Source organism: Shinella sp. S4-D37 (assembly GCF_040812195.1).
Lineage (GTDB): Bacteria > Pseudomonadota > Alphaproteobacteria > Rhizobiales > Rhizobiaceae > Shinella.
Window position 1 is genome coordinate 1,623,284 of sequence record NZ_JBFNXL010000005.1, and the last position, 24,118, is coordinate 1,647,401.

At 65.3% G+C, this 24,118-nt stretch carries 20 protein-coding genes; 16 read left to right on the top strand and 4 right to left on the bottom strand.

All coding sequences use genetic code 11. The annotated features are described in order from the left end of the window. Nucleotides 1-20 precede the first annotated feature (20 nt). From trkA to hflX, 4 genes are all read left to right on the top strand, one after another. Nucleotides 21-1,397 (top strand): Trk system potassium transporter TrkA, encoded by a 1,377-nt coding sequence (trkA, locus tag AB3G45_RS15240; RefSeq protein WP_367831373.1) that lies wholly within the window; start codon nucleotides 21-23, stop codon nucleotides 1,395-1,397. A 12-nt stretch (nucleotides 1,398-1,409) separates the two neighbouring features. Next, nucleotides 1,410-2,273, top strand: a complete 864-nt coding sequence (locus AB3G45_RS15245; protein ID WP_367831374.1) for a D-amino-acid transaminase — start codon at nucleotides 1,410-1,412, stop codon at nucleotides 2,271-2,273. Nucleotides 2,274-2,369: 96 nt separating this feature from the next. Further along, a complete protein-coding gene (gene hfq, locus AB3G45_RS15250; RefSeq protein ID WP_023514954.1) occupies nucleotides 2,370-2,612 on the top strand; it encodes an RNA chaperone Hfq in 243 nt (80 codons plus the stop codon). Nucleotides 2,613-2,689: 77 nt separating this feature from the next. Then, complete coding sequence (gene hflX / locus AB3G45_RS15255) at nucleotides 2,690-4,012, top strand: GTPase HflX (protein WP_367831375.1); 1,323 nt, start codon at nucleotides 2,690-2,692, stop codon at nucleotides 4,010-4,012. Between the two features lie 198 nt (nucleotides 4,013-4,210). On the opposite strand, the gene mazG is transcribed toward hflX, so the two are convergent. Together mazG and AB3G45_RS15265 are read right to left on the bottom strand one after the other, a co-directional pair. Further along, on the bottom strand, nucleotides 4,211-5,047 hold the full coding sequence (mazG, locus tag AB3G45_RS15260; protein ID WP_367831376.1) for a nucleoside triphosphate pyrophosphohydrolase: 837 nt from the start codon (nucleotides 5,045-5,047) through the stop codon (nucleotides 4,211-4,213). Nucleotides 5,048-5,055: 8 nt separating this feature from the next. Next, nucleotides 5,056-5,643, bottom strand: a complete 588-nt coding sequence (locus AB3G45_RS15265; protein ID WP_367831377.1) for a nucleoside deaminase — start codon at nucleotides 5,641-5,643, stop codon at nucleotides 5,056-5,058. Between the two features lie 198 nt (nucleotides 5,644-5,841). On the opposite strand from AB3G45_RS15265, the gene cysG reads away from it, so the two are divergent. From cysG to AB3G45_RS15290, 5 genes are all read left to right on the top strand, one after another. Continuing rightward, a complete protein-coding gene (gene cysG / locus AB3G45_RS15270; protein ID WP_367831378.1) occupies nucleotides 5,842-7,281 on the top strand; it encodes a siroheme synthase CysG in 1,440 nt (479 codons plus the stop codon). 1 nt (nucleotide 7,282) lies between these two features. Further along, nucleotides 7,283-7,600 (top strand): DUF2849 domain-containing protein, encoded by a 318-nt coding sequence (locus AB3G45_RS15275; RefSeq protein WP_367831379.1) that lies wholly within the window; start codon nucleotides 7,283-7,285, stop codon nucleotides 7,598-7,600. A gap of 10 nt (nucleotides 7,601-7,610) precedes the next feature. Continuing rightward, on the top strand, nucleotides 7,611-9,284 hold the full coding sequence (locus tag AB3G45_RS15280; RefSeq protein WP_367831380.1) for a nitrite/sulfite reductase: 1,674 nt from the start codon (nucleotides 7,611-7,613) through the stop codon (nucleotides 9,282-9,284). Nucleotides 9,285-9,295: 11 nt separating this feature from the next. Continuing rightward, complete coding sequence (locus tag AB3G45_RS15285; RefSeq protein WP_367831381.1) at nucleotides 9,296-9,796, top strand: DUF934 domain-containing protein; 501 nt, start codon at nucleotides 9,296-9,298, stop codon at nucleotides 9,794-9,796. Between the two features lie 212 nt (nucleotides 9,797-10,008). Further along, nucleotides 10,009-10,824 (top strand): ferredoxin--NADP reductase, encoded by an 816-nt coding sequence (locus AB3G45_RS15290; RefSeq protein WP_367831382.1) that lies wholly within the window; start codon nucleotides 10,009-10,011, stop codon nucleotides 10,822-10,824. A 54-nt stretch (nucleotides 10,825-10,878) separates the two neighbouring features. On the opposite strand, the gene AB3G45_RS15295 is transcribed toward AB3G45_RS15290, so the two are convergent. After that, nucleotides 10,879-11,499, bottom strand: coding sequence for a GntR family transcriptional regulator (locus AB3G45_RS15295; RefSeq protein WP_367831383.1), 621 nt, complete (start codon nucleotides 11,497-11,499; stop codon nucleotides 10,879-10,881). A gap of 158 nt (nucleotides 11,500-11,657) precedes the next feature. After that, complete coding sequence (locus AB3G45_RS15300) at nucleotides 11,658-13,016, bottom strand: M10 family metallopeptidase (protein ID WP_367831384.1); 1,359 nt, start codon at nucleotides 13,014-13,016, stop codon at nucleotides 11,658-11,660. 184 nt (nucleotides 13,017-13,200) lie between these two features. Between AB3G45_RS15300 and AB3G45_RS15305 the strand changes: the two genes are divergently transcribed. From AB3G45_RS15305 to AB3G45_RS15335, 7 genes are all read left to right on the top strand, one after another. Then, nucleotides 13,201-13,422, top strand: coding sequence for a hypothetical protein (locus tag AB3G45_RS15305; protein WP_367831385.1), 222 nt, complete (start codon nucleotides 13,201-13,203; stop codon nucleotides 13,420-13,422). Nucleotides 13,423-13,558: 136 nt separating this feature from the next. After that, on the top strand, nucleotides 13,559-14,899 hold the full coding sequence (locus AB3G45_RS15310) for a ferric reductase-like transmembrane domain-containing protein (protein WP_367831386.1): 1,341 nt from the start codon (nucleotides 13,559-13,561) through the stop codon (nucleotides 14,897-14,899). Nucleotides 14,900-15,011: 112 nt separating this feature from the next. Then, nucleotides 15,012-18,317 carry a c-type cytochrome gene (locus AB3G45_RS15315; protein ID WP_367831387.1) on the top strand — a complete coding sequence of 1,102 codons (3,306 nt, stop codon included), beginning with the start codon at nucleotides 15,012-15,014 and terminating at the stop codon, nucleotides 18,315-18,317. 72 nt (nucleotides 18,318-18,389) lie between these two features. Next, nucleotides 18,390-19,277, top strand: a complete 888-nt coding sequence (locus tag AB3G45_RS15320) for an OmpA family protein (protein ID WP_367831388.1) — start codon at nucleotides 18,390-18,392, stop codon at nucleotides 19,275-19,277. 50 nt (nucleotides 19,278-19,327) lie between these two features. Then, on the top strand, nucleotides 19,328-20,908 hold the full coding sequence (locus tag AB3G45_RS15325; RefSeq protein WP_367831389.1) for a caspase domain-containing protein: 1,581 nt from the start codon (nucleotides 19,328-19,330) through the stop codon (nucleotides 20,906-20,908). Beyond that, on the top strand, nucleotides 20,908-22,461 hold the full coding sequence (locus AB3G45_RS15330) for a caspase family protein (protein WP_367831390.1): 1,554 nt from the start codon (nucleotides 20,908-20,910) through the stop codon (nucleotides 22,459-22,461). The genes AB3G45_RS15325 and AB3G45_RS15330 overlap by 1 nt, the downstream gene beginning before the upstream one ends. A 282-nt stretch (nucleotides 22,462-22,743) precedes the next feature. Next, a complete protein-coding gene (locus tag AB3G45_RS15335) occupies nucleotides 22,744-24,117 on the top strand; it encodes a tyrosine-type recombinase/integrase (protein WP_367831391.1) in 1,374 nt (457 codons plus the stop codon). Nucleotide 24,118: the final 1 nt, after the last annotated feature.

Below are 24,118 nucleotides of genomic sequence, written 5' to 3' on the forward strand. Positions count from 1 at the left end.
GGCTTGAGGGAAGTTACGGCATGAAAGTCATCATCTGCGGCGCCGGCCGCGTCGGCTACGGTATTGCGGAACGGCTGTCGGAAGAAGGCAACGACGTTTCGGTGATCGACACGCAGCCCTCGCTGATATCGGCCATCACCGAGACGCTCGACGTCAGCGGCGTCGTCGGCCACGGCGCGCATCCCGAGGTGCTGGCCAAGGCCGGCGCCGACCAGGCCGACATGCTGATCGCCGTCACGCTGTTCGACGAGATCAACATGGTCGCCTGCCAGGTGGCCCATTCGCTGTTCAACGTGCCGACGAAGATCGCCCGCATCCGCTCGCAGAGCTATCTCGCGCCGGAATATTCCGACCTCTATTCGCGCGACGACATGCCGATCGACGTCACCATCTCGCCGGAAATCGAGGTGGGCAAGATGGTGCTGCGGCGCATCTCCTTCCCGGGCGCCAACGACGTCGTGCGCTTTGCCGACGACCGCATCGTCATGGTGGCGATCGAGTGCATGGAGGATTGCCCGGTCGTCGAGACGCCGCTGAAGCAATTGAGCGAACTTTTCCCAGACCTCAACGCCACCGTCACCGGCATCTTTTCCAACGGAAAGCTGTTCGTGCCGAACTCCACCGACCAGCTCCATTCGGGCGATCTCGCCTATGTGGTCTGCGACAAGGAGCATGTGCGGCGCACGCTGGCGCTGTTCGGCCACGAGGAGCAGGAGGCCGCGCGCATCGTCATCGCCGGCGGCGGCAATATCGGCTATTTCGTCGCGAAAGCCATCGAGGACTACCAGGCGAAGACACGGCTGAAGATCATCGAGAGCGACCGCGAGCGGGCCGTCGCGATCGCCGACAAGCTGCGCCATGCCGTCGTGCTGCACGGCTCGGCGCTCGACCAGAAGATGCTGCTCCAGGCCGACATCCAGGACGCCGACCTCATCGTCGCGCTGACCAACAACGACCAGATCAACATCCTCGGCAGCGTGATGGCCAAGCGGCTCGGCTGCAAGCAGAACCTCGTCCTGATCAACGACCCGATGTACCAGGACTTCACCAAGACGCTCGGCATCGACGCGCATATCAATCCGCGCGCGGTGACGATCTCCGGCATCCTGCAGCACGTCCGCAAGGGGCGCATCCGCGCGGTCTATGCGGTGCAGCGCGGATCGGCCGAGGTGATCGAGGCGGAGGCGCTGGAGACCTCGCCGCTGGTCGGCAGGCCGCTGCGCGAGATCGACTTGCCGCCGGGCATCCGCATCGGCGCGATCTACCGTGACAAGACGGTGATCCGGCCGGACGGCAGCACGAAGATCAAGGCGAAGGACCGCGTCGTGCTGTTCGCCGCCGCCGCGGCCGTGCGCCATGTCGAGCAGCTTTTCCGCGTCAGCATCCAGTATTTCTGAACAGGAACGCCCATGCCGCGCATCGCCTATGTCAACGGCCGCTATGTCCGCCATGCCGATGCGGCGGTGCATATCCTCGACCGCGGCTTCGTCTTCGCCGATGCGGTCTATGAGGTCTGCCAGGTCCGGCAGGGTTTTCTCGTCGATCTTTCGCGCCATCTCGACCGGCTCGACCGGTCGCTGGGGGAGCTGCGCATCCGGCCGCCGATGCCGCGCGCCGCCCTGGTTTGTATCCTGCGGCAGGTGCTGCGGCGCAACCGCGTTACCGAAGGCATGGTCTATCTCCAGGTGACGCGGGGCGTGGCGAAACGGGACCACGTCTTTCCCGCGCCGGAGGTGCGCCCGACGCTCGTCGTCACGGCGAAAAGCCTGGATCCCGCGCTGAACGCCGCCAAATACGCGACGGGCGTCAAGGCGGTCACGGTTGCCGATAACCGCTGGGGGCGGGTGGACATCAAGACCGTCGGCCTGCTGCCGAACGTTCTCGCCCGCCAGCAGGCGAAGGAGGCCGGCGCGCAGGAAGCGATTTTTGTGGATGCCGAGGGCCATGTGACGGAGGGCGCCGCGACGAACCTCTGGATCGTCGACAAGGCCGGGACGCTCGTCACGCGGCCGGCCGACCACGCCATCCTCAACGGCATCACCCGCACGACGCTGATGGATGTCGCCGGAAAGCTCGGGCTTCCCGTCGAAGAGCGCCGTTTCTCCGTGGCGGAGATGCTGGAGGCGCGCGAAGTCTTCGTGACGGGAGCGACGACGATCTGCCTGCCGGTCGTTTCGATCGACGGCCGGACGATCGCCAACGGTCATCCCGGCATGACCGCACAGAAAATCCGCGAAGCCTTTTTCGCCGTTGCGGAGAAGACCGCGATTTGATACCAAAACCGACGGTCCGGGAGTTTATGCCGGACCTGGGGGCAATTATTTTAGTCAACCGGTCTCAAGGGCCGGCAATCAGAAAGAAGCGGCGCGATGGCGGAACGTTCTCAGAACCTGCAGGATCTTTTTCTTAATACCGTTCGCAAGCAAAAGATTTCCCTGACGATCTTTCTCATCAACGGGGTCAAGCTGACCGGGGTTGTCACCTCCTTCGACAATTTCTGCGTGCTGCTCCGTCGCGACGGTCACTCGCAGCTCGTCTACAAGCACGCGATCTCGACCATCATGCCCGGCCAGCCGCTGCAGATGTTCGAGACCGAGGAAAGCGGCTCCTGACAGGACCCAAGACCATTAAGAAATCCGATAAAGCCAAGGAATCCATCGTTCCGGAGGCTGAAAAGCACCGGGACGACATGCGTGCCGTCGTCATCGTGCCGGTCCTCAAGGCCGCGCGCGCAAAGCCCGATCCGACGGCGATTACCCGCTCCGACGAGGCGCGACTGGAAGAGGCCGTCGGCCTTGCGCGCGCCATCGACCTCACCGTCGCCCATTCGGCCATCGTGCCCGTCAGCCAGCCGAAGCCCGGCACGCTGCTCGGCACCGGCAAGATCGCGGAGATCGAGGCGGCGCTCGACGAGCACGATGCCGGCCTCGTCATCGTCGACCATCCCCTGACGCCTGTGCAGCAGCGCAACCTCGAAAAGGAGCTGGGCGCCAAGGTCATCGACCGCACGGGCCTCATCCTCGAGATCTTCGGCCGGCGCGCCTCCACCAAGGAAGGCACGCTGCAGGTCGAGCTTGCCCATCTCAACTACCAGAAGGGCCGGCTGGTGCGCAGCTGGACCCACCTTGAACGCCAGCGCGGCGGCGCGGGCTTCATGGGCGGCCCGGGCGAAACGCAGATCGAGGCCGACCGCCGGCTCCTGCAGGACAAGATCGTCAAGCTGGAGCGCGAACTGGAGCAGGTGCGCCGCACCCGCCAGCTGCACCGCTCCAAGCGCAAGAAGGTGCCGCACCCGATCGTCGCGCTCGTCGGCTATACCAATGCCGGCAAGTCGACGCTGTTCAACCGCATCACCGGGGCAGGGGTGCTGGCCGAGGACATGCTCTTCGCCACGCTCGACCCGACGCTGCGCCGCATGAAGCTGCCGCAGGGCCGCACCGTCATCCTGTCCGACACCGTGGGCTTCATCTCCGACCTGCCGACCCACCTCGTCGCCGCCTTCCGCGCGACGCTGGAAGAGGTGCTGGAGGCGGACCTGATTCTCCATGTGCGCGACATGTCGGACCCCGACAACGGCGCGCAGTCGTCCGACGTGCTGCGCATCCTCGCCGATCTCGGCATCGACGAGAAGGACGGCGCCGAGCGCATCCTGGAGGTCTGGAACAAGATCGACCGGCTGGAGCCGGAGGCGCGCGAGGCGCTGGTGCAGAAGGCCGAGACCCAGCCGAACGTCATCGCCGTCTCCGCCATTTCCGGCGAGGGCGTCGACGGGCTGCTTTCCGAGATCAACCAGCGGCTGTCCGGCGTGCTGGTCGACCGCGACGTCGTCCTGCCGGTCAAGCAATTGCAGCTTCTGCCCTGGGTCTACGATCATTCGATCGTCGATGCGCGCGAGGACATGGAAGACGGCAATGTGCGGCTGGAACTGCGGCTGACGGAAACGGAAGCCGCCGAACTCGACCGTCGGCTCGGCATCGGCCAGAAGGCGGCGCGTGAGGATTGGGAGCGGTAAGGGCGCCGGGCTGATTTGCCCCTCATCCACCTGTCCATTCAGGTCGGAAGGCATAGAACCTCTCCTCCGTCATGGTCGGGCTTGACCCGACCATCCACAACGGCGGGTGCCGCGTGGATCCTCGGGTCAAGCCCGAGGATGACGGCATTGGGTGGGGCGTGGACGAAGCAATTTGCCGGCAAATTAATGCATTTGCGCTTACCGTGCCAACTGCCGCTCGATCCCCTTCGCCGCCTGCCACAGCGCTTCCATCCGCTCCAGCGTCGCCTCTTCGAGGCTTTCGCCGGTCGCCGCAAGGCTCTCCTCGATATGCGAGAAACGGTTGCGGAACTTGGAGTTCGTGCCGCGCAGGGCCATTTCCGGATCGGCGCCGACATGGCGGCCGATATTGACCAGCGCGAAGATGAGGTCGCCGAGTTCGTCGGCGACGGCCTTTTGATCGTCGTTGCGCAGCGCCTCGCGCAGTTCGCCGATCTCCTCCTCGATCTTGTCGAGGATCGGCGCCGGCTCGGACCAGTCGAAGCCCACCTTGGCGGCGCGCTCCTGGAGCTTCAGCGCCTCGACGAGCGCCGGGAAGGAGCGTTGCACGGAGCCGAGATGGCCGCGCAGCGGATCCTCCGGCAGGCCGCGCCGGGCGCGGCGCTCCTTGCGCTCGCGTTTCTCAACCTGCTTGATCGCGTCCCATTGCAGCTTCACCGCCTCGGGCGTGTCGGCATCCGAGCGGGCGAAGACGTGCGGATGGCGGCGGATCATTTTTCGCGTGACGGCTTCGACGACGCTGCCGAAGTCGAATTCGCCCTGCTCCTCGGCCATGCGGGCATGGAAGACCACCTGGAGGAGGAGGTCGCCCAGTTCCTCGCACAGGTCGTCCATGTCGTTCCGCTCGATGGCGTCGGCGACTTCGTAGGCTTCCTCGATCGTATAGGGCTTGATCGTCTCGAAGGTCTGGACGACGTCCCAGGGGCAGCCGGTCCCGGGCTGGCGCAGGGCTTCCATGATCTCGATCAGGCGTTCGATGTCGCGGCTCGGTTCCATCGCGGTTCTCAGTTGAGCGGGATGTTGTTGCCGGTCTTGCCGGACTGGTAGGCGTCCGACAGGCCGTCATAGGCGGCGCGGATCCGCGCGTCCTGCGCCTGCAAGGCCGCCTTTGCGGTCTCGTCGGAGGTGGCGATGAGATCGGCGATGGCGGCGGAATGCCAGAAGGCGTTCGTCTTCGCATAGCCGCCGGGGTCGAGCCGGAAGACCTCTTTCAGGATCTTCAGGTCGTGCGGGATGGCAAAGCTGTCGCGCGAATCCTCGTGGCTGAAGAAATAGTAGAAATTGTCGAAGCCGGCCCAGGTGATGGCCGAAAGGCACATGGAGCAGGGCTCGTGCGTCGAGAGGAAGACGTAGTCCTTCGTGTCCGGTTTCTCGACGCGCTCGTAAAGGCGCTTCAGCGTGTGCACCTCGCCGTGCCAGAGCGGGTTCTCCGTCTCGTTGTTCGTTTCGGCGATGACCAGCGACAGATCGGCCTTGTCGAGGATCGCCGCGCCGAAAACCTTGTTGCCGGCGGCGACGCCGGCGCGCGTCAGCGGCAGGATATCGACTTCGATGACATCGAGGAGGCGCTTTGCGAGGGCGGACTGGTCCATGATGGGAATCCCCGTTGGCGTGACAGGAACCTCCTTAGCGGCCCCCGCGGCGGGCAGGCAAGTGCGGCCGGTGACTTATGCTCAAAATGCCGGAGGTGCGAGCAAAACAATACGCGCCCCCCGAGCCATTGGAATTTCTGTTTCTTTTGTTTATGGCCTTTTTTCGCGATAGTGCGCACACTTCAACCGGACCAGACCATGACAGCAGCGCACCAGAAGCTTTCGACATTCCCGGCGTTCTTCCGCGTCAGCGGCCGGACGGTCGTTGTCGTGGGCGCGGGCGAGGAGGCTTTCGCCAAGGCCCGCCTGCTCGCCAACACGGATGCGCGGATCGTCGTGCTCGCAGAGGCGCCGCAGGCCGATTTCGCCCGCTTCATCGCCGACAACGGCCTGGTGCTGGTGCGCGCGCCCTTTTCCGGCGAGGCCATCGCCGATGCGACGCTCGTCTTCGCCGCGACGGGCGAGGCCGCCGCCGACCGCGCCATCGCCGCCGCGGCCCGCGCTTTGCGCATCCCGGTCAATGCCGTCGACCAGCCGGACTATTGCGATTTCTTCACGCCGGCGCTCGTCAACCGGGCGCCCGTCGCCGTCGCCATCGGCACGGAGGGCGCCGGCCCCGTCCTGGCGCAGATGATCCGCGCGCAGGTCGACCAGATCCTTTCGCCCTCGCTCGGCCGGCTCGCGAGCCTTGCCAACGGCTACCGCGAGGCCGCCGACCGCATCCTGCCGCGCGGCGTGACGCGCCGCGTCTTCTGGCGCCGCTTCTTCCAGGGCGCGGTCGCCGATGCCGTCAACAACGGCGATATCGACCTGGCGACCCGGACGGCCGATTCGCTCCTGACCTCGCAGGGCCGCGCCGCCGGCCATGTCTGGCTGGTCGGCGCCGGCCCGGGCTCGGAAGACCTCCTGACGCTGCGCGCCCAGCGCGTGATGATGGAAGCCGACGTCATCGTCTTCGATGCGCTCGTGCCGCAGGCCATCGTCGACATGGGGCGCCGCGATGCCGAGCGGCTTTCCGTCGGCAAGCGCAAGGGCTGCCATTCCAAGTCGCAGGAAGAGATCAACGACCTCCTGATCGAACTCGGCAGGGCGGGAAAGCGCGTCGTGCGCCTGAAATCCGGCGATCCGCTGGTCTATGGCCGCGCCGGCGAGGAGATGGCCGCGCTGCGCCGGGCGGGCATCACCTACGCGGTCGTGCCCGGCATCACCTCGGCCTTCGCCGCGGCCGCCGATTTCGAACTGCCGCTGACGCTGCGCGGCGTCGCCTCCTCGCTGGTCTTCACGACCGGCCACGACCTGACCGGCGCCGTGCTGCCGGACTGGGCGCGGCTTGCGATCTCCGGCGCCACCGTCGCCGTCTATATGGGCCGCACGGTCGCCGCTTCCGTCGCCGCCCGGCTGATGGAGGCGGGCCTGCCGGCCGAGACGACGGTCGCCGTCGTGGAGAATGCCAGCCGCCGCGACAAGCGGCTGCTGCACGGCACGCTGAAGGACCTGCCGGGCCTGGAACATCGCGACGAACTGACCGGCCCCGTCATGGTGATCATCGGCGATGCCGTCGCCGGCGCCAATTTCGAACATTCCGCACCGCTTGCCGCCCGCGAGCCGGTGCGCACCACAGCAGCATTGGGAGCATGACATGGCCGACAAGGTTCTGACAGCCAACCGCCTTTCCGACGGCATCTCCGTCTGGCTGGATGCGAGCGGCAACTGGAACGAACAGCTCCAGGCCGCCTTCGTCGCGCGCCACAAGGAGGCCGTCGACGCGCTTGAAGCGACCGGCAGGCAGGCCTATGCCGACAACAAGGTGGTCGACGTCAATGTCGTCGACGTCGAGGAAGTCGACGGCGTGCTCCGGCCGCTGCGCATGCGCGAGCGCATCCGCGCCGCCGGCCCGACCATCGCCTATGCCGCCGGCTATGCCGGCTTGACCGCGACGGCCGCAACGGCCGCCTGAGGAACGCTTCATGTATCGCTACGACGAATTCGACCACGCTTTTGTTTCCGGCCGGGTGGAGCAGTTCCGCGACCAGGTCGGCCGGCGCCTGTCCGGGGAACTCGCCGAGGACGCCTTCAAGCCGCTGCGCCTGATGAACGGCGTCTACCTGCAGCTTCACGCCTACATGCTGCGCGTCGCCATTCCCTACGGCACGCTGAATGCGCGCCAGATGCGCATGCTCGCCCATATCGCCCGCAAGTACGACCGCGGCTACGGCCATTTCACCACGCGCCAGAACATCCAGTACAACTGGCCGAAGCTGTCCGAGGTGCCGGATGCGCTCGCCGATCTCGCAACGGTCGAGATGCATGCGCTGCAGACCTCCGGCAACTGCATCCGCAACGTGACGGCCGACCATTTCGCCGGCGCCGCCGCCGATGAGGTCGCCGATCCGCGTCCCTATGCGGAAATCCTGCGCCAGTGGTCCTCCGTCCATCCGGAATTCTCCTTCCTGCCCCGCAAGTTCAAGATCGCCGTCACCGGCGCCGAGCGCGACCGCGCGGCCATCCAGGTGCACGACATCGGCCTGCACCTGAAGAAGAACGAAAAGGGCGAGATCGGCTTTGCCGTCTATGTCGGCGGCGGGCAGGGCCGCACGCCGATGGTCGCAAAGAAGATCCGCGACTTCCTGCCGGAAGAGGACCTCTTGTCCTACACGACCGCGGTCATGCGCGTGTACAACCTGCACGGCCGGCGCGACAACAAGTACAAGGCGCGCATCAAGATCCTCGTGCACGAGACGGGCGCGGAGGAACTGGCGCGGCAGGTGGAGGTCGAGTTCGCCGCCCTGCGGAACTCCGAGCTGAAGCTGCCGGAAAAGGACGTCGCCGCCATCGCCGCCTATTTCGCGCCGCCGGCGCTTGCCGCCCGCGCCGAGGGCTGGGCGAGCCTTGCGCAGTCGAAGAAGGCCGATGCCGACTTCGCCCGCTGGGTGCAGCACAACGTGCATCCGCACAAGCATCCCGACTATGCCAGCGTGACGATCTCGCTGAAGCCGATCCGCGGCATTCCGGGCGATGCGACGGACGCGCAGATGGAGGCCGTCGCCGACATCGCGCAGGAATATGCCCATGACGAGATCCGCGTCAGCCACGAGCAGAACCTGATCCTGCCGCATGTGGCGCTGGCCGATCTGGAGCCGGTCTATCGCAGCCTCGTCGCCGCCGGGCTCGAAACCGCCAATGCCGGCCTCATCACGGATATCATCGCCTGTCCGGGGCTGGACTACTGCGCGCTGGCCAATGCCCGCTCGATCCCGGTCGCGCAGGAGATCTCCACCCGCTTCGGCTCGCCCGAGCGCCAGGCCGAGATCGGCGAGCTGAAGATCAAGATCTCCGGCTGCATCAATGCCTGCGGCCACCATCATGTCGGCCATATCGGCCTGCTCGGCGTGGAGAAGAAGGGCGAGGAACTCTACCAGATCACGCTCGGCGGCTCCGGCGACGAGAACACGTCGATCGGCGAGATCATCGGGCGCGGCTTCGAGCCGGAGAAGGTGACGGATGCGATCGAGGTGATCGTCGACACCTATCTCGGCCTTCGCCTCGATCCCTCCGAGACCTTCCTGACGGCCTATCGCCGCGTCGGGCCGCAGCCGTTCAAGGATGCGCTCTACGGCGACAAGACCGCCGCGGCAGCCTGAGGAGAACGACGATGACGAAAATCTGGAACGAGACCGGCTTCGTGACCGACGATCCCTGGGTGGTCGAGACCGAGGAGACCAAGGCCGGCTCGAACGAGAAGGCGATCCTCGGCCTCGGCGATTTCCTCGCGAAGGTGGCCGAGACCGACGAGACCGGGCTCGGCGTGCTGGTCAATCCGGCCGACGACGTGCAGAGGCTGGAAGGCCATCTCGACCGCATCGCGCTGGTGGCGGTCGCCTTTCCGGCGTTCAGCGACGGGCGGGCCTTCAGCCACGCCTCGCTCTTGCGCGCGCGCCTCGGCTTTACGGGCGAGGTGAGGGCGGTCGGCGACGTGCTGATCGACCAGATCCCGCTGATGCTGCGCTGCGGCATCGACAGCTTCTCCGTCACCAATGCGACGGCGCTGAAGCGGCTTGCGGAAAACCGCCTGCCGGGCATCGACAACCACTACCAGCCGACCGCGCGCCCTTCCGGGGACGCCGGTTCCTACAGCTGGCGCCGGCGGGCCTGACGGCGACAGCCGGCCGGCGAATAGCCGCAATTTTGTGGCAGGCTTGCGCCAGATCAAGGCGGCGCGGCCGGCTTCACGCAAAATCGGCGCGAACGGCAAACTATTGCGCGGCCAATCGGCGCATTGGAACGGAATACCTTCCTTTGCAGCTCAACATGTAATATTTGCCTATCGTCAAATTTTCTCGACGCGAAGCCAGGACCGATCCCGAAATGAACGCACCTGCCAAGACCGAAGATTTTGTGGCCTCCGCCATTCCCGCCGGCGTCTTCGCCGAGACGGTGACGAGCGTGCAGCATTATACGGATCGCCTGTTCCGCTTCCGCATGACGCGTCCCGAGAGCTTCCGCTTCCGCTCCGGCGAATTCGCGATGATCGGCCTGATGGTCGGCGACAAGCCGGTCTACCGCGCCTATTCGATCGCCAGCCCCTCCTGGGACGAGGAACTGGAGTTCTTCTCGATCAAGGTGCCGGACGGTCCGCTGACCTCCCACCTCCAGCAGATCAAGCCGGGCGACACGGTGCTGATGCGCAAGAAGCCGACCGGCACGCTGGTGCTCGACGCGCTGACGCCGGGCAAGCGGCTCTACATGTTCTCGACCGGCACGGGCATCGCGCCCTTCGCCAGCCTTATCCGCGATCCGGAAACCTACGAGAAGTTCGACGAGGTCATCCTGACGCATACCTGCCGCGAGGTCGCCGAGCTGAAATACGGCTTCGACCTCGTCGAGGAGATCCGCAACCACGAATTCCTTTCGGAAGTCGTCGGCAACAAGCTGCGCCATTATGCGACCGTGACGCGCGAGGACTACCCGTTCCAGGGCCGCATCACCGACCTCATCCGCAACGGCAAGATGTTCTCCGATCTCGGCGTGCCGCATTTCGACCCGGCGGTCGATCGCGGCATGATCTGCGGCTCGTCGGCCATGCTGAAGGAAACCAAGGCGCTCCTGGAAGAGGCGGGCCTCATCGAGGGCGCCAACAACAAGCCCGGCGAATTCGTCATCGAGCGCGCCTTCGTCGATTGAGCGCGCGAATCTCTTGAACACGAACGGGCGGCCTTTCGGGCCGCCCCTTTCGTTTCAGCCGGTGAGATCGTCGACGAGGGTCGCCATGGCCGCGGCGGCGGCCGGGCCGTCGGCGTTGCGGATGGCGCGGATGACCTTCACATGCAGGTCCACCGAGCGGTCCATGTGCCGGTTGTCGGCACGCGCGAACCAGAGGCGGCGCGCGTGGGTCTGCAGCGGGGCGAGGGCGACCGTCAGGAAGCGGTTGGGGCAGGCGGCCTCCATGATCTCGTCGAAGGCCTTGTCGGCGGCAAGGAAGCCTTCCATGTCGGAATGGATCGAGCAGGCCGTCATCGCCTGTGCGCAGGCGACGAGCTGTTCTCGGTGCGCCTCGCCGGCATGACGGGCGACGAGATCGGCGGCAAGCGGTTCGAGCTGGCGGCGCGTCGCCATCACCTCGGCGTGATCCTCGGGGCGGATCGCCGTGACCTGCAGGCCGGCGCGCGGGCGCACGGCGATGAGGCCCTGCCATTCCAGCTTCTGGATCGCCTCGCGCACCGGCGTGCGGCCATGCCCGGCATGCTCGATGAGCTGGCGTTCCGTGACGAGCGAGCCCGGCTTCAGCCTGAGCGTGACGATCAGCCCCTCAAGGGCGAGATAGGCGAGGTGGGCTTGCGAGGCCGCGCTTTCCGTCATGTCGGGCACCCTGTTGATATATCACACCGTGGCACGCCGCGGAGCGGCTGTCCATCGTCGTGATATATCAGCGGGGTCGCGGACGGAGTGGGGAGAGGCGGGAAAAAAGGCCGGAACCCGGGTTCCGGCCTGTGCTGCGCTCGGATTCTTGCTGGAAATCAGAGCAGGAAATCCCCCTTGTCGAGATTGTCGAGGTCGAATTTCTTGAGGATCAGGGCGTCGTTGCCGCCAAGCTCGATATGCACGTCGCTGCCGACCTGGTCGGCTTTCGCCAGCACCTTCTTGACGCTGGAGAAATTGTAGGAGCGCAGGTCGATATCGTCGACATTGTCCTTGAAGTCGGTGATCGTGTCGCGGCCGTAGCCCTTCTTGAAGATGAAGTCGTCATAGCCCTTGCCGCCGGTCAGCGTGTCGTTCCCGGTGCCGCCGTTGAGCTTGTCGTTGCCGAGCATGCCGAACAGCTTGTCGGCGCCGGCATTGCCCTGCAGCGTGTTGTTGGCCTGGTTGCCGCGCAGGACGTCGCTTCCGCTGCCGCCCTTGGCGTTCTCGATCAGCGAGCGCGTATCGCCCTTGAAGAGGAGAGCGTTGAAGATGTTGCCGCGCGCATAGACGTCGGTCTCGAAGTTCAGCAGGGCGATCTGGGCGTCGCTGAATTTCGAATGCTGGCCGGGGCGCAGGTCGACGCTGACGCCCGTCTTGTAGGAGGAGAGGTCGTAGGTGTCCTTGCCGCCGCCGTCCCAGATGGTGGCGAAGATGCGGTTGCCGCCGGCATCGATGGCGACCTTGCCGTTGACGAGCGTGTCGCCGTTGCCCGGCTTCCACTTATAGACCGTGTTGCCAGAATTGGTCGTGAAGTCGGCGCCGTACATGCGCTGCAGGGCGGCGATGTCGGCCATCATGTAGGACTGGGCATAGTCGAACTCGCCGTTCCTGTAGCCGTCGCTCGCCGAGTCGCCTATCGCGGCGCGATAGGTCATGATGGAATATTCCATCGAATCCTTGCTGGCGGGCAGGGCCGAGAAACCGTTTTCCGACTCATGGCCGTGCTTGAGGCCGAGCGCATGGCCGATCTCGTGCAGCATGGTCGCCCAGGCATAGTTGCCGGCGACGGGCGAGCGATAGTCCTCGGCGCGGCCGAACCACAGGTCGCCGTCGCCGTCGGTTTCCCCGGGATAGTAGGCCCAGGCCGTCGGTGGGTCGTTCGATTCGCCAAAGCGCAGGTTGGAGCCCGTCGTGGTCCCCTTCGACACGGAAAGGTTGGTGAAACCCTCGACCGAAAAGCCGTTGTTCGCGGCATTGCCGAATGCCGTGTCCAGGGCGAAGCGGGCGGCCGTCTGCTGCATCGAGGAGATCGCGCCGAAGGCGTTGTCCGGTTCGCCGGCATAGGTGTAGACCGACGAGGACGTCGGAAACGCATAGGTCACCGAGCCCGACCAGGCCGTGCCCGACAGAACGCCGTCGATGATCCCTATGCCGGTCTTGCCGATCGTCTTGGTGGTCTTGCCTGTTCCTGTCATGTCGCATTCTCCTCCTATGCGGGATGTCGTCTGGTGTGCCTTGGATAGACCGCAATTCAGGCCGATTCTGGGGTCGCTTGAAGATGCAGGCCTATCGTGATGAAATGGAAGCCCCTGGATCAGAACGGACTATTGCCGAATGGTATTCGACCGGAGGTTAAAATTGCTACCCAAGATATCTATCGTGGCGACCGCCAGCATCCTGCTTGCGGCGGCCGGCGAAGCGCCCCCGGGCACCGGCGGCATCATGGCGCGGCCTTCCGATCCCGAGAAGGCCGTACAGGCGGAATATGAAAACCTGAAGTCGAAAGGCACGCGCGAGGCGCTGGAACTGTTCATCGCGCGCCATCCCGACCATCCGCTCGCCGAACGGGCGCGCGAGGAGATCAAGGGGTTCGGCAAATAGCCGCCCCCGTGAGACCGATCTGAAGAGGGCGCCGTCAGGCGCCCTTTGCGCATCCGCCCCGCGCTCTTTCCGGACGTTTCCCCTCCCTAATAAACCATCCCGAATAAAGCCGTGCGCCCGCCCGTCGATAGGAGGAATGCGGTTGACGAACGTCATGGGCCTTGCCAGCATGCCCGTGGATTTCCGACCGGACCAGTTGAATTTGTGGGGGCATACATTGACTGCGGGTTCCATCGTCGCGACGATCTTGATCATCTTTGCCGGGCTGCTGGCCGTGCCTGCCGTCAGCCATACCAATGCGGGAACCACCTTCTCCCTGATGGCCTCCTCCATGGCTTTCGTCGCCATGGGCATCGCGCAGTTCATGGCGACGCGTCCGCCCTTCATCGAGCGGCTGTTCGGCGGGCTCGACCGCATCTACCAGTTCCATCGCAAGATCGGCATCGCGGTGCTCTGTCTCATCCTCGTGCACTATTTCGTGGCGCCGGATTTCCAGGGCCTTTCGGTGACGAGCGGCCTCAACGTGCTCGCCAGGACCGCGGGCGAGTGGGCCTTCTACGGCTTCGTCTTCCTGCTCGTCCTCAGCCTGGTGAAGGTGATCCCAAAGACGCGCTTCCAGATCCCCTACCAGTATTGGCGCATCACGCACCGGTTCATCGGCCTGCTCTTCGTGCTCGTCGCCTTCCACCAGATGTTCATCAAGCGGCCCTATGACGGCACGGTGCTGCTGGCGGTCTATCTCAACCTCTTCGCCGCGCTCGGCATCGTCAGCTATGCCTATACCCAGCTGCTGCCCTGGCTGCGCACGCGAAAATACGAGGTGGTGAATGTCGAGCGCCACGACGGGGCGACGATCATCTCGGCAAGGCCCACGGGCCGCAAGCTTCGGGCCATGCCCGGCCAGTTCGGCTTCTTCCGCGTCAACCGTCCGGGCCTGCGCGAGCCGCATCCCTTCACGATTGCCGGCATCGAGGACGACGGGTCCGTGCGCTTCGCCATCAAGCCGCTCGGCGACTACACCAAGGCGCTGCGCGAGGCTGTCGCGGTCGGCGACGCGCTGACGCTGGAGGGCGGCTACGGTCATTTCAACCACAAGCGCGGCGGCAAGAAGCAGATCTGGCTTGCCGGCGGCATCGGCGTCACGCCGTTCCTCGCCATGGCGAGCCGGCTGAAGGGCGACGAGGGGCAGGATATCCACATGGTCTACTGCGTGCGCGACGGGGCCGAGGCGATCGGCCTCGACACGTTCCGGGCGCAGGCCGAAAAGCTCGAGAACTTCAACTTCGTGCTGCACAATTCGGCGACGGACGGCCGCTTCGACGCCTCCAAGCTCGTTGCCGGGACGAGCATGAACCCCGCGGAAGCCGATCTGTGGTTCTGTGGCCCGCCGCCCTTGCGGATGGCGATCGAAAAGGGACTGAAGGAACTCGGCAAGGCGCCGCGCCGCGTCGAGTTCGAGCGTTTCGAATTTCGGTAGGGCAGTTTCCGGGGAAACTGCGAAGCGGTTTGTCATCCGGAATTGTGACCCGAAGGACTGCATTTCCAGCCGGCGTGCCGGCCTCATGGAGCGAAAGGAACAAGCCATGCGCATGTTCAGGACATCATTCTCCCGCCCCCGCGCCCGGCTTGCGGCTGCCTTCGGCCTTGCCATGGCGGCGTTCTGTCCCACCGGAGCGCTTGCGATCGACCAGTTCGCGCCCGATGCCTACGGCACCTACAAGGCGAATGCCGAGAACGGCAAGCTCTTGTTCGGCGCCGCCGGCTGCGGCGCCTGCCACGGTTCGGGCGACAATATCGAGCTGCTTTCCGGCGGCATGGAGATGCAGACGGCGATCGGCAAGTTCTTCGCGCCGAACATCTCCGCCCATCCGAACGGCATCGGCGGCTGGTCCAATGCGGATTTCCTCAATGCCGTCATGGTCGGCCTCAAGAAGGACGGCGACAACCTCTATCCGGTCATGCCCTATACGTCCTACGGCGGCATGAAGCCGGAGGACGTGCTCGACATCAAGGCCTATATCGAGACGCTGCCGAAATCCGACGCCGCCTCGCAGGAGCACGAGATCGCCTTCCCGTTCAGCCGCCAGACGACGATCACGCTCTGGAAGCGCAGCCATTTCACCGTGCAGGCCTACCAGCCGCGCGAGGAGACGCAGATGGAGCGCGGGCGCTATCTGGTGGAGAATGTCGGCGGCTGCGGCGATTGCCACACCCCGCGCACCACGACCTACGGCCTCGACCTCGCCCGCGCCTACGAGGGCGAGAAGGGCCTGACGGGCGCCGTCGCGCCCGACATCACCAAGGCGCGCATGAGCGGCCTTGCCTCGCACGAAGTCTTCACCCGCGGCCTGATCGACGAGGGCAAGAAGCTCTCCGGCTCGCCGCTCTCCGATCCGGTGATGCGCCGCATCGCACAGGGCCTTTCGACGCTGTCGGACGAGGACAAGCAGGCGATGTACGCCTTCCTCGCCGACCGCGAGGTGAAGGTGACGCCGGTCGAGACCAGCCCGACGCCGGTCTGCAGCGAGGCGACCGCCGAGACCGCGCTTTCCGCCGGTGGCGGCAGCGCCGAATTCGCTTCGGCGGCCGACGCGTTCATCGGCAAATATTGCCGCAACTGCCATGGCCCGGGCGAAAGCTCGCAAGGTTCCTTCCCTTCGGGTGATCTTGCCTCGATCGCCGCCAACCCGGCCTTCGTGACGCCGGGCGATGCCGCCAAGTCGCTGCTCTACACCAGCGTCACCAGCGGCCGCATGCCGCTCGGCAAGCGCCCCGACGATGCGGAGGTGCAGAGCCTTGCCAACTGGATCAACTCGCTGAACAAGGATGCCATTCCTACAGCAGTCTCGGCCATGAAGACCGAGCGCGCGCGGCCGATGCTGAAATATCTCGATTTCGTCGAACTGGCGCTGCGCGATGTTTCCAAGGTCGACGAGCACGACCAGCCGTTCATGCGCTACTTCAGCTATCGCGACCAGTATAACGGCATGATGAGCTGCGAGAGCCACGAAACCTTCCTGAAGCGCATGCGTGTGCTGGCGGGCGGCTTCAAGAAGCTGCTCAATTCGCTGTCCTACGGGCCGGAACTGGTGCTTCCGGAAGAGGTGGAGGGCTCCGACGGCCTGCTCGTGCGCGTCGACCTGCGCGACCTCGAATGGAGCCAGGAGGACTACGACTTCCTGATCAACGAGTATTTCTACGGCGTCGACCCGGCGAGCGACGCCCAGTTGCACTCGCTCGCCAAGGCGACGCAGACCCAGCTTCCGATCATGCGCGTCGACTGGTTCATGAGCAACGGCGCAAGGCCGAAGGTCTATAACCGCCTCATGAAGCTGCCGACGAACATTTCCGAACTGGAAAAGCGTTTCGGCGTGCCCGTCGAGCAGAACATCGAGCGTCGCCGCATCGTGCGCGCCGGCTTTGCCGACGGCTCCTCCGGGGTTTCCGACCACAACCGCTTGCTGGAGCGGCACGACATGCCCTTCGGCGGCTATTACTGGAAGTCCTACGACTTTGCCGGTGACGTGGGCAAGCAGGTGCTGAAACGCTTCCCGGCGGGGCCGGAGGGCGTGCGCCTCAAGGCCGGCCTCGAAGCCTTCGACCATGACGGCGGCGAAATGATCTTCTCGCTCCCGAACGGCATGCAGGGCTATTACCTGTCGACCGACAAGGGCGACCAGCTCGATATCGGCCCGACGGCGATCGTCTCCTTCCGCAAGCGGCCGATCGGCAAGGGCGTCGAGATCATCAATGCCCGCTCGTGCTTCGACTGCCACTTCGACGGCATCCTGTCCAAGCGCGACCAGATCCGCGAGCATATCGAGACGTCGACGCTGTTCTCCAAGGATCAGCAGGACGAACTGCTCGCCGTCTACGTGCCGCAGGAGGAGCTGAACGAGGTCTACAAGCGCGATACGGACCGCTTCGTCGCCGCGCTCGACCGCCTCGGCATCACGGAAGCCACGTCCGGCGGCGGCAAGACCAGCCTGAAGGCCCCCGGCGGGGCGGAGATCTTCACCTACTTCGCCGACAAGTACGAGGACGAGCTGAACTTCGAGCAGCTTGCCGCCGAGTTCGACATGACGCCGGAGGAGTTCGCCTCCGACATCCGCCGCCTCACCGACGTCAATGCGCTGCGCATCGGCATCGACTGGGTGGCGACGCTCGAATCGGGCGCGACGATCCCGCGCGTCGAGGTCGAGGAGCAATATGCCTTCATGCTCCAGCCGCTTCTCCAGCTCGAACCCCTGAAGCGCGGCGTCAACCCGGAGGGTAGTGCCGGCCAGTATTCGGCCGACAATTCGGGCTACCAGCAGCCGGAGCAGAAACCCGAACAGAAGCAGGAACAGGCCGCGAGCGACTACCAGCAGAAGCCGGCCGACCAGGCTTCGGGCGGCGACCAGTACGCCAAGCCCGAGGAGAAGGCCTACGTCCCGTCCTACAAGCAGGACGACAAGGCGCAGGAAAGCAAGGTGAAGCTTGCCGTGCATGTGCCCTCGACAAGCGCGAAGGTCGGCGATTACCTTGCCTTCGAGCTGAGCACCAACCATGCCTGCGAGCTGCAGGTGATGTATGTGGAGGACACGGGTAACGTGGAGATCATCCCCGACGTGATGATCGGCAGCACGACGCTGAATGCCGGCGAACGCCGCCTGATCCCGCAGCCGGGCACGGGCAACCTGACCTTCGATTCGCCGTCTCCCGGCGAAACGATGATCGCCTATTGCCGCGTCGGCGGCCTCGGAGACCAGAAGCTGACGGCCGAGAAGGCCAAGGAACTGGCCGCAGGCTCGAAGCAGCCGCTGACGCGCGGCCTTGCCGTCAATCTCGCCAAGCAGGCCGAGAAGGACAACGGGGCAAGCGGCGTCCAGATGGTGACCTTCGAGATCAAATGACAAAAGGGCAGGGGCCGTCCGGCCCCTGCCGATTTCTTCCATGAGGACATGAGGGCTGGACCGACAATGCTGATGCGATCCCTTGCAGCGACACTCTTCGTACTGGCCGGGACGGCGCCCGCCGCCGCGGCCTGTGAGGCCTTTACCGGTGTCGTCGAGGCGCTCAATTCAGGGGACGAGGAGAAGGCCCGGGTGCTTGCGGAAACCGCCGGCACGGCCAATTGCAGCGCCAACGAGCGCGCGCTGACCGGCCGCGTCGCGGCGCTGACCACCTTCAACCGCATCGCGACCGCCGTCGGCAACGGCGGCCGGCTTGCCGATCACCGGCAGGCGCTGGAAGACCTGCAGCGCCAGTATGGCGGCCCGTGGCAGGTGCTGGACGCGCTGGGCGACCTGGCGCGCGAGCGCAAGGACTACGAACAGGCCGCCCGCTTCTACCAGCTTGCCCTGGAGGACGGCTCGAACGAGACGATGACGCCGGACTGGATGGCGCCGGACGAGCAATACATCCTGCGCCTCGACAAGCTTGCCAGCGAAATGCGCCTTGCCGCGCCGCGGCCCGTGCAGCTTGCCATGCGCGGCGGCTGCAAGGTCTCCTTCCGCGGGGTGAAGATCAAGAAGAAGTCGACGCCCGTGCGCTACGTCTTCGGCACGGCAGATTTCACGCCGGAGGGCATCGAGGCGGCAAAGGACCTCGCCGAATGCCTGAAGACGGTCAAGCCCGCCGCGATCACGCTGATCGGCCACACCGATCCCGTCGGCTCGGCGGAGGCCAATTACAGGCTTTCCGTCGCCCGCGCCGAGACGCTGAAGACCTATCTTGCCGGCAACGGCTATGCCGGCACGATCGCCGTGGAAGGCAAGGGCGAGGAGCAGCCCTTCAAGCCGGACGATGCCAGCGCCTATGATACGGAAACGCTGAACCAGCTGCACCGCCGGGTGGAAGTGGACGTGGAGTGATGCGCCCGCTGTCGCGCCCGCTGGAGCCTGTTTTCCCCGTCCGGGGAAGGTTGTGTCGTTCCCTTGCCGGAACCGCGCTGGCCCTTTGCCTTGCCGCCGTCGCGCCGCTTCCGGCCCTTGCCGCGCAGACCCATGCGCTCGTCGTCGGGGTCGACCAGTATCCCAACGATGTCAGCCTCGACGGCGCGGTGCGCGATGCCGAGGACGTCGCGCGCGCGATGAGCGCCGCCGGCTTCACCGTCCGCAAATTCACCGATGCCGAGGCGCGCAAGGACGATATCCGCAAGGCCTGGACCGACATGGTGGCCGGGGCGGCGGCGGGCGATACGATCATCTTCACCTATGCCGGCCACGGCGCGCAGATGCCCGAACTCGTCGCCGGCGACGAGGCCGACGGGCTCGACGAATTCCTCCAGTTGCCGGGCTTCGATCGCAACCGCCATGAGGAAACCGCAAACGAGATCATCGTCGACAACGAGATGAACGCCTGGTTCGGCGAGGCGGAAGGCAAGGGCGTGCATGTGCTCTTCGTATCCGACAGCTGCTTTTCCGGCGGCATGAGCCGCTCCGTCACCGGCAAGAGCCGGCTTGCGCCGGCCGTCACGGTCAAGCTCGCGCCGCCCTCGCAGGAGGCGCTGGCCGGGGCCAATCTCAAGGAGATCGATTTCAAGCAGGTGACGGTGCTCGCCGCCTCGCTGGAAAGCCAGCCGACGCCCGAGGTCATCATCGACGGCGAGCCGCGCGGCGCGCTGAGCTGGAGCTTCGCCCGCGCCGTGGAAGGCAGCGCCGACCGCGACGGCAACGGCCTCATCACCCGCATCGAACTGGAGGACTATATCTTCTCCAACGTGAAGAACCGGTCGGAAGCCTTGCAGGTGCCGAATTTCATGCCGCAGGTCGCCCGTTCCGAGGGCGAGGTCGTCGTGACGCTGACGCGCGGCATTCCCGTCGCCGCCGACACGGGCGGGACGAACACCGATGCCGGCACCGCCGGCACCGAAACGCAGAAGATCATCAAGCCGGCTAAGGACCTCGGCTGGACGGGCAGCATCGCGCTTGAGATCGCCGGCACGGCGGAGAAGCCGAAGAATGCGGACGGCACCGGCACGCCCTACCGCTGGGACGTGGCGAGCGGCGTGTTCTACACGCCGAACGGCGACGTGGCGGCGGAGAATGTCGGGGCGGACCGTATCCAGGCCGTGGTCGACAAATATGTCCTGCTCGATTTCCTGAAGGCGCTCGCCAGCCAGAATCCGGGTTCCGTCTCGCTGACGCCGGTGAAGGACATCTATGCCGCCGGAAACCGCCTGCGCTTCGACGCCCCGCCCGGCCGCTATCCCAACATGCTGGTCTTCAACCTCGCCAATACGGGCGAGGTGCAGTTCCTCGACATGCAGGCGGCCGGCACCGCCAGTTCGCAGTTCAAGCTGACGGATGTCGAGGTCGTCAAGCCCTTCGGCGCCGACCACCTGATCACGATCTGGACCGGCGAACCCGTCGATGCGATCGGCGCGGTGCTCGCCGACAAGAATGTGACCTCCGAAACCCTGCTGCAGGCGCTCCTGACCCGGCTCGACGGCAGGGAGGCGAGCGTCGCCATCCAACCCCTCTACACGCGGGAAACGCTCTGATGATCCGTCACGCCGCCGCGCTTGTCCTCTCGCTCTTTCTCGTTTCCGGTGCCGCCGCCGCCGACCGGGCGCTTCTCATCGGCATCGGCACCTATGCCACGCTGCCGGAAAAGATGTTCCTCGAAGGGCCGAAGAACGACGTGCCGCTGATCGAGACGCTGCTCAAGGAAAAGCAGGGTTTCGCCCCGGAATCGATCCGCATCCTCAGCGACAAGGACGCGACCAGGGCCGCCATTCTCGCCAGCATCGAGGAGTGGCTGGTCGCCGGAACCCAGCCCGGCGACCGCGTCTATTTCTATTTCTCCGGCCACGGCCTCCAGGTGAAGGACCAGAGCGGCGACGAGGAGGACGGGCTCGACGAGGCGCTGTCCACCTTCGATATTACCGCCGGCGACGGCGACTGGACGAATGTCATCCTCGACGACGAGATCGACGCGATGCTCGCCAAACTCAAGGACCGCGCCGTCTCCATCGTCATCGATGCCTGCCATTCGGGCACGATCTCGCGGTCGCTCTCCACCAAGGTGGGCGAGGCGCTGGAAAGCGCGCGCTTCCTGCCGCGCCCCTTCGCCAAGCCGGCGGAGGCGGTCAAGACGCGCGGCCTGCGCATCGACGTCGCCGTGGTCGACAAGCCCGAGATCGCCAGGCAGAACGGCGTGGAGGCCTGGAGCGCGGCGTCCTCCTACCAGGTCGCCTGGGACGACACGCGCCTGCCGCCGGACGACCGCCACGGCGTCTTCACGCTCTCCTACGTGACCGGCCACGAGGTCGCCGCGGGCGACAGCAACGGCAACGGCATCGTCTCCAATGCCGAGCTGCTCGAATATGTGAAGAAGCAGTCGCAGACCTATTGCGCCGCCCAGGCCCAGTGCCAGGGCCTCGACCCGCAGCTCGAGGTGAACTACGCCCTGCTCGGCGCCAGCGCCACGACGCCGACGGCCGACGCCACCGCCCAGCAATACCAGCAGCCGCAGACGGGCGGCGACACCCAGCAGCAGACGCCCGACTATGGCAAGGTCGAGGAGGTGAAGGTCGAGAACACCCAGCAGACCGCCTATGTCGCTGCCGACCCGGTGGACGCCGTCGGCGATATCCTCGGCAAGGCGCAGAGCGGCGACGTCAAGGTGGCGCTCTCCTCCGATTACCTGAAGAGCGGCGACGTCTTCAAGATCAGCGTCACCAGCACGACGGGCGGCCACCTCATCCTCTACGACGTCGACAAGGACGGCAAGGCGACCCAGATCTTCCCGAACGAATCGGCCCGCAAGATCACGCCGCTGACGGCCAATGCCCCGCTCACCATCCCGGACGACTATTACGGTTTCGATTTCGAGGCGGAAGGGCCGAGCGAGAACGTGCTCGTCGCCATCGTCATCGCCGACGACGTCGACCTCACCAAGGTCGCGCCCAGCGACTACGGCCTGACCAGGGAACTCGACGCCCGCACCACCATCGCCGACATCGCCGGCACGCTGCAGCAGACCTGGACTCGCGACACGGAAAACCGCAGCGTCAACTGGTCCCTCGGCCTCTTGAAATACACGGTCTACTGACCCCCGCCGGCAACGTTCTGAAATTGCTGGCGCGCTGGAATCTTGTCGGGAAAATCCGGTGAAGGTGGTGAGCGCGCAGGGATTCGAACCCTGGACCTACTGATTAAAAGTTATTAGCCGATGCAAAAATAACCATCTAAAATCAATTGCTTACATCTGTTAAGTCTTTGATTTACTGACAGAGATTGACGAATGGCGGCGTCTGTATGATTCTGTATGTCAGGTGAATGTCGCGGCGTGGACAGCGCGGACACTTACAAAATACATACAGAGGACCGCCCCATGCCTATCCTGCTCACCGACAAGACCGTTGACGCCTTGCCCGTCCCTGAGAAGGGGCAGAAATTCTACTACGACAGTAAGGAGGCACGCTTCGGTTGCCGTGTGAATGCCGGCGGAAAGCGTTCGTTCATCCTCGAATATGGCAACCGCGCCGCTGGGGGAGAGTTCCGCTACACAATCGGATCGCGGCCGGAATGGACGACCGGAGCGGCCCGCAACGATGCGAAGAGGCTCAAGGCTGAGATCGCCGCCGGCCGACCTCCGCACGAGGAGAAACACAAGGCGAAGGCCGACCGGGAAGCAAAGCGGGTGGCGGCAGAGGCCGAGCGCTTGGCGGTGACGGTCGCCGACGTGCTCGACGGCTATGTCGCAGCCCGCAAGGTGGACGGCCGCAAGCGCAAGGCCAAGGATAAGACGCTGGAGGAGTATCAGCGGCTCGCCGACCGGGTGCTGAAGCCCCGCATCGGCGCGGTGAAGGCTGCTGAGCTGGCGGCCCCGGCCGTCGCTGCCCTATATTCAGAGTTGCAAAAAATGCCTAGACGCATCGCGAAGGCGAAGAACCTCAAGGCGGAAGACATCCCCCGCGCCCGGACGCAGGCCACGGCTGCGATGCGCTTCCTGTCGGCGGCAATGGCGTGGGCGGTGGGGGCGGGCCATCGGCCGGATGGAATGAACCCGGCTAGAATAGAGCTGGAGGGCACGCCCAAGCGGGATCGTGTGCTCTTCACCGGAGAGGTGCCGCGCGTGCAGGATGCCGTCGATGCCATGGCGGCGGACGGCAGATTGCACCCGACCGCCGCCTTGGCCATCCGCCTCTTGTTCGTCACCGGATGCCGGGCGAGCGAGATTTGCGGTCTTCGCTGGGAGTATGTCGATTTCAGAAGCGGCATGCTGCGATGGGACGACACCAAGACCGGCGCGCTGCGGAAGCCGATGACGGCCGAGGCCCGCGACCTCTTGGAAGCGGCGCACAAGGCGCGCGTCGTCGGTGAGCCGTGGGTCTGCCCGCCGCTGAAACCCGGAAACCGAAACAGCAAGGCCAAGAGGCCGCCGACACCGCACCTGCGCCCCGACACATTGGGGAAGATATTCAAGCGGGCCATGGAAGAGGCAGGTGTTACCGACAAGGACGCGACGTCCCACCTCATCCGCCACTGGTTCGCGACCGACACCTATGGCGACAAGGAATTAGCGCCGCTCAAGCAGATGGAGCTTGTCGGCCACAAGTCGGTCGCCACCGCCCAACGCTACGCCCATTTCAGCGACGAGGAACTAGCAGAGGACGGGCAGGGGCAGGCAGACCGGCGGCGCGAACGGCTTGCCCGTGAACGCGAGCGCGGGCAGGTGGTGCCTCTTAAAGGGGGCGCGGCGTGAC

Bases quoted from the DNA above. Each gene is read 5' to 3' on its own strand.
- AB3G45_RS15300 (WP_367831384.1), bottom strand. From the start codon at position 13,016: ATGACAGGAACAGGCAAGACCACCAAGACGATCGGCAAGACCGGCATA.
- hflX (WP_367831375.1), top strand. From the start codon at position 2,690: ATGCGTGCCGTCGTCATCGTGCCGGTCCTCAAGGCCGCGCGCGCAAAG.
- AB3G45_RS15335 (WP_367831391.1), top strand. From the start codon at position 22,744: ATGCCTATCCTGCTCACCGACAAGACCGTTGACGCCTTGCCCGTCCCT.
- AB3G45_RS15280 (WP_367831380.1), top strand. From the start codon at position 7,611: ATGTATCGCTACGACGAATTCGACCACGCTTTTGTTTCCGGCCGGGTG.
- AB3G45_RS15315 (WP_367831387.1), top strand. From the start codon at position 15,012: ATGTTCAGGACATCATTCTCCCGCCCCCGCGCCCGGCTTGCGGCTGCC.
- cysG (WP_367831378.1), top strand. From the start codon at position 5,842: ATGACAGCAGCGCACCAGAAGCTTTCGACATTCCCGGCGTTCTTCCGC.
- mazG (WP_367831376.1), bottom strand. From the start codon at position 5,047: ATGGAACCGAGCCGCGACATCGAACGCCTGATCGAGATCATGGAAGCC.
- AB3G45_RS15295 (WP_367831383.1), bottom strand. From the start codon at position 11,499: ATGACGGAAAGCGCGGCCTCGCAAGCCCACCTCGCCTATCTCGCCCTT.
- AB3G45_RS15310 (WP_367831386.1), top strand. From the start codon at position 13,559: ATGCGGTTGACGAACGTCATGGGCCTTGCCAGCATGCCCGTGGATTTC.
- AB3G45_RS15320 (WP_367831388.1), top strand. From the start codon at position 18,390: ATGCGATCCCTTGCAGCGACACTCTTCGTACTGGCCGGGACGGCGCCC.
- AB3G45_RS15290 (WP_367831382.1), top strand. From the start codon at position 10,009: ATGAACGCACCTGCCAAGACCGAAGATTTTGTGGCCTCCGCCATTCCC.
- AB3G45_RS15275 (WP_367831379.1), top strand. From the start codon at position 7,283: ATGGCCGACAAGGTTCTGACAGCCAACCGCCTTTCCGACGGCATCTCC.
- AB3G45_RS15330 (WP_367831390.1), top strand. From the start codon at position 20,908: ATGATCCGTCACGCCGCCGCGCTTGTCCTCTCGCTCTTTCTCGTTTCC.
- trkA (WP_367831373.1), top strand. From the start codon at position 21: ATGAAAGTCATCATCTGCGGCGCCGGCCGCGTCGGCTACGGTATTGCG.
- AB3G45_RS15285 (WP_367831381.1), top strand. From the start codon at position 9,296: ATGACGAAAATCTGGAACGAGACCGGCTTCGTGACCGACGATCCCTGG.
- AB3G45_RS15265 (WP_367831377.1), bottom strand. From the start codon at position 5,643: ATGGACCAGTCCGCCCTCGCAAAGCGCCTCCTCGATGTCATCGAAGTC.
- hfq (WP_023514954.1), top strand. From the start codon at position 2,370: ATGGCGGAACGTTCTCAGAACCTGCAGGATCTTTTTCTTAATACCGTT.
- AB3G45_RS15245 (WP_367831374.1), top strand. From the start codon at position 1,410: ATGCCGCGCATCGCCTATGTCAACGGCCGCTATGTCCGCCATGCCGAT.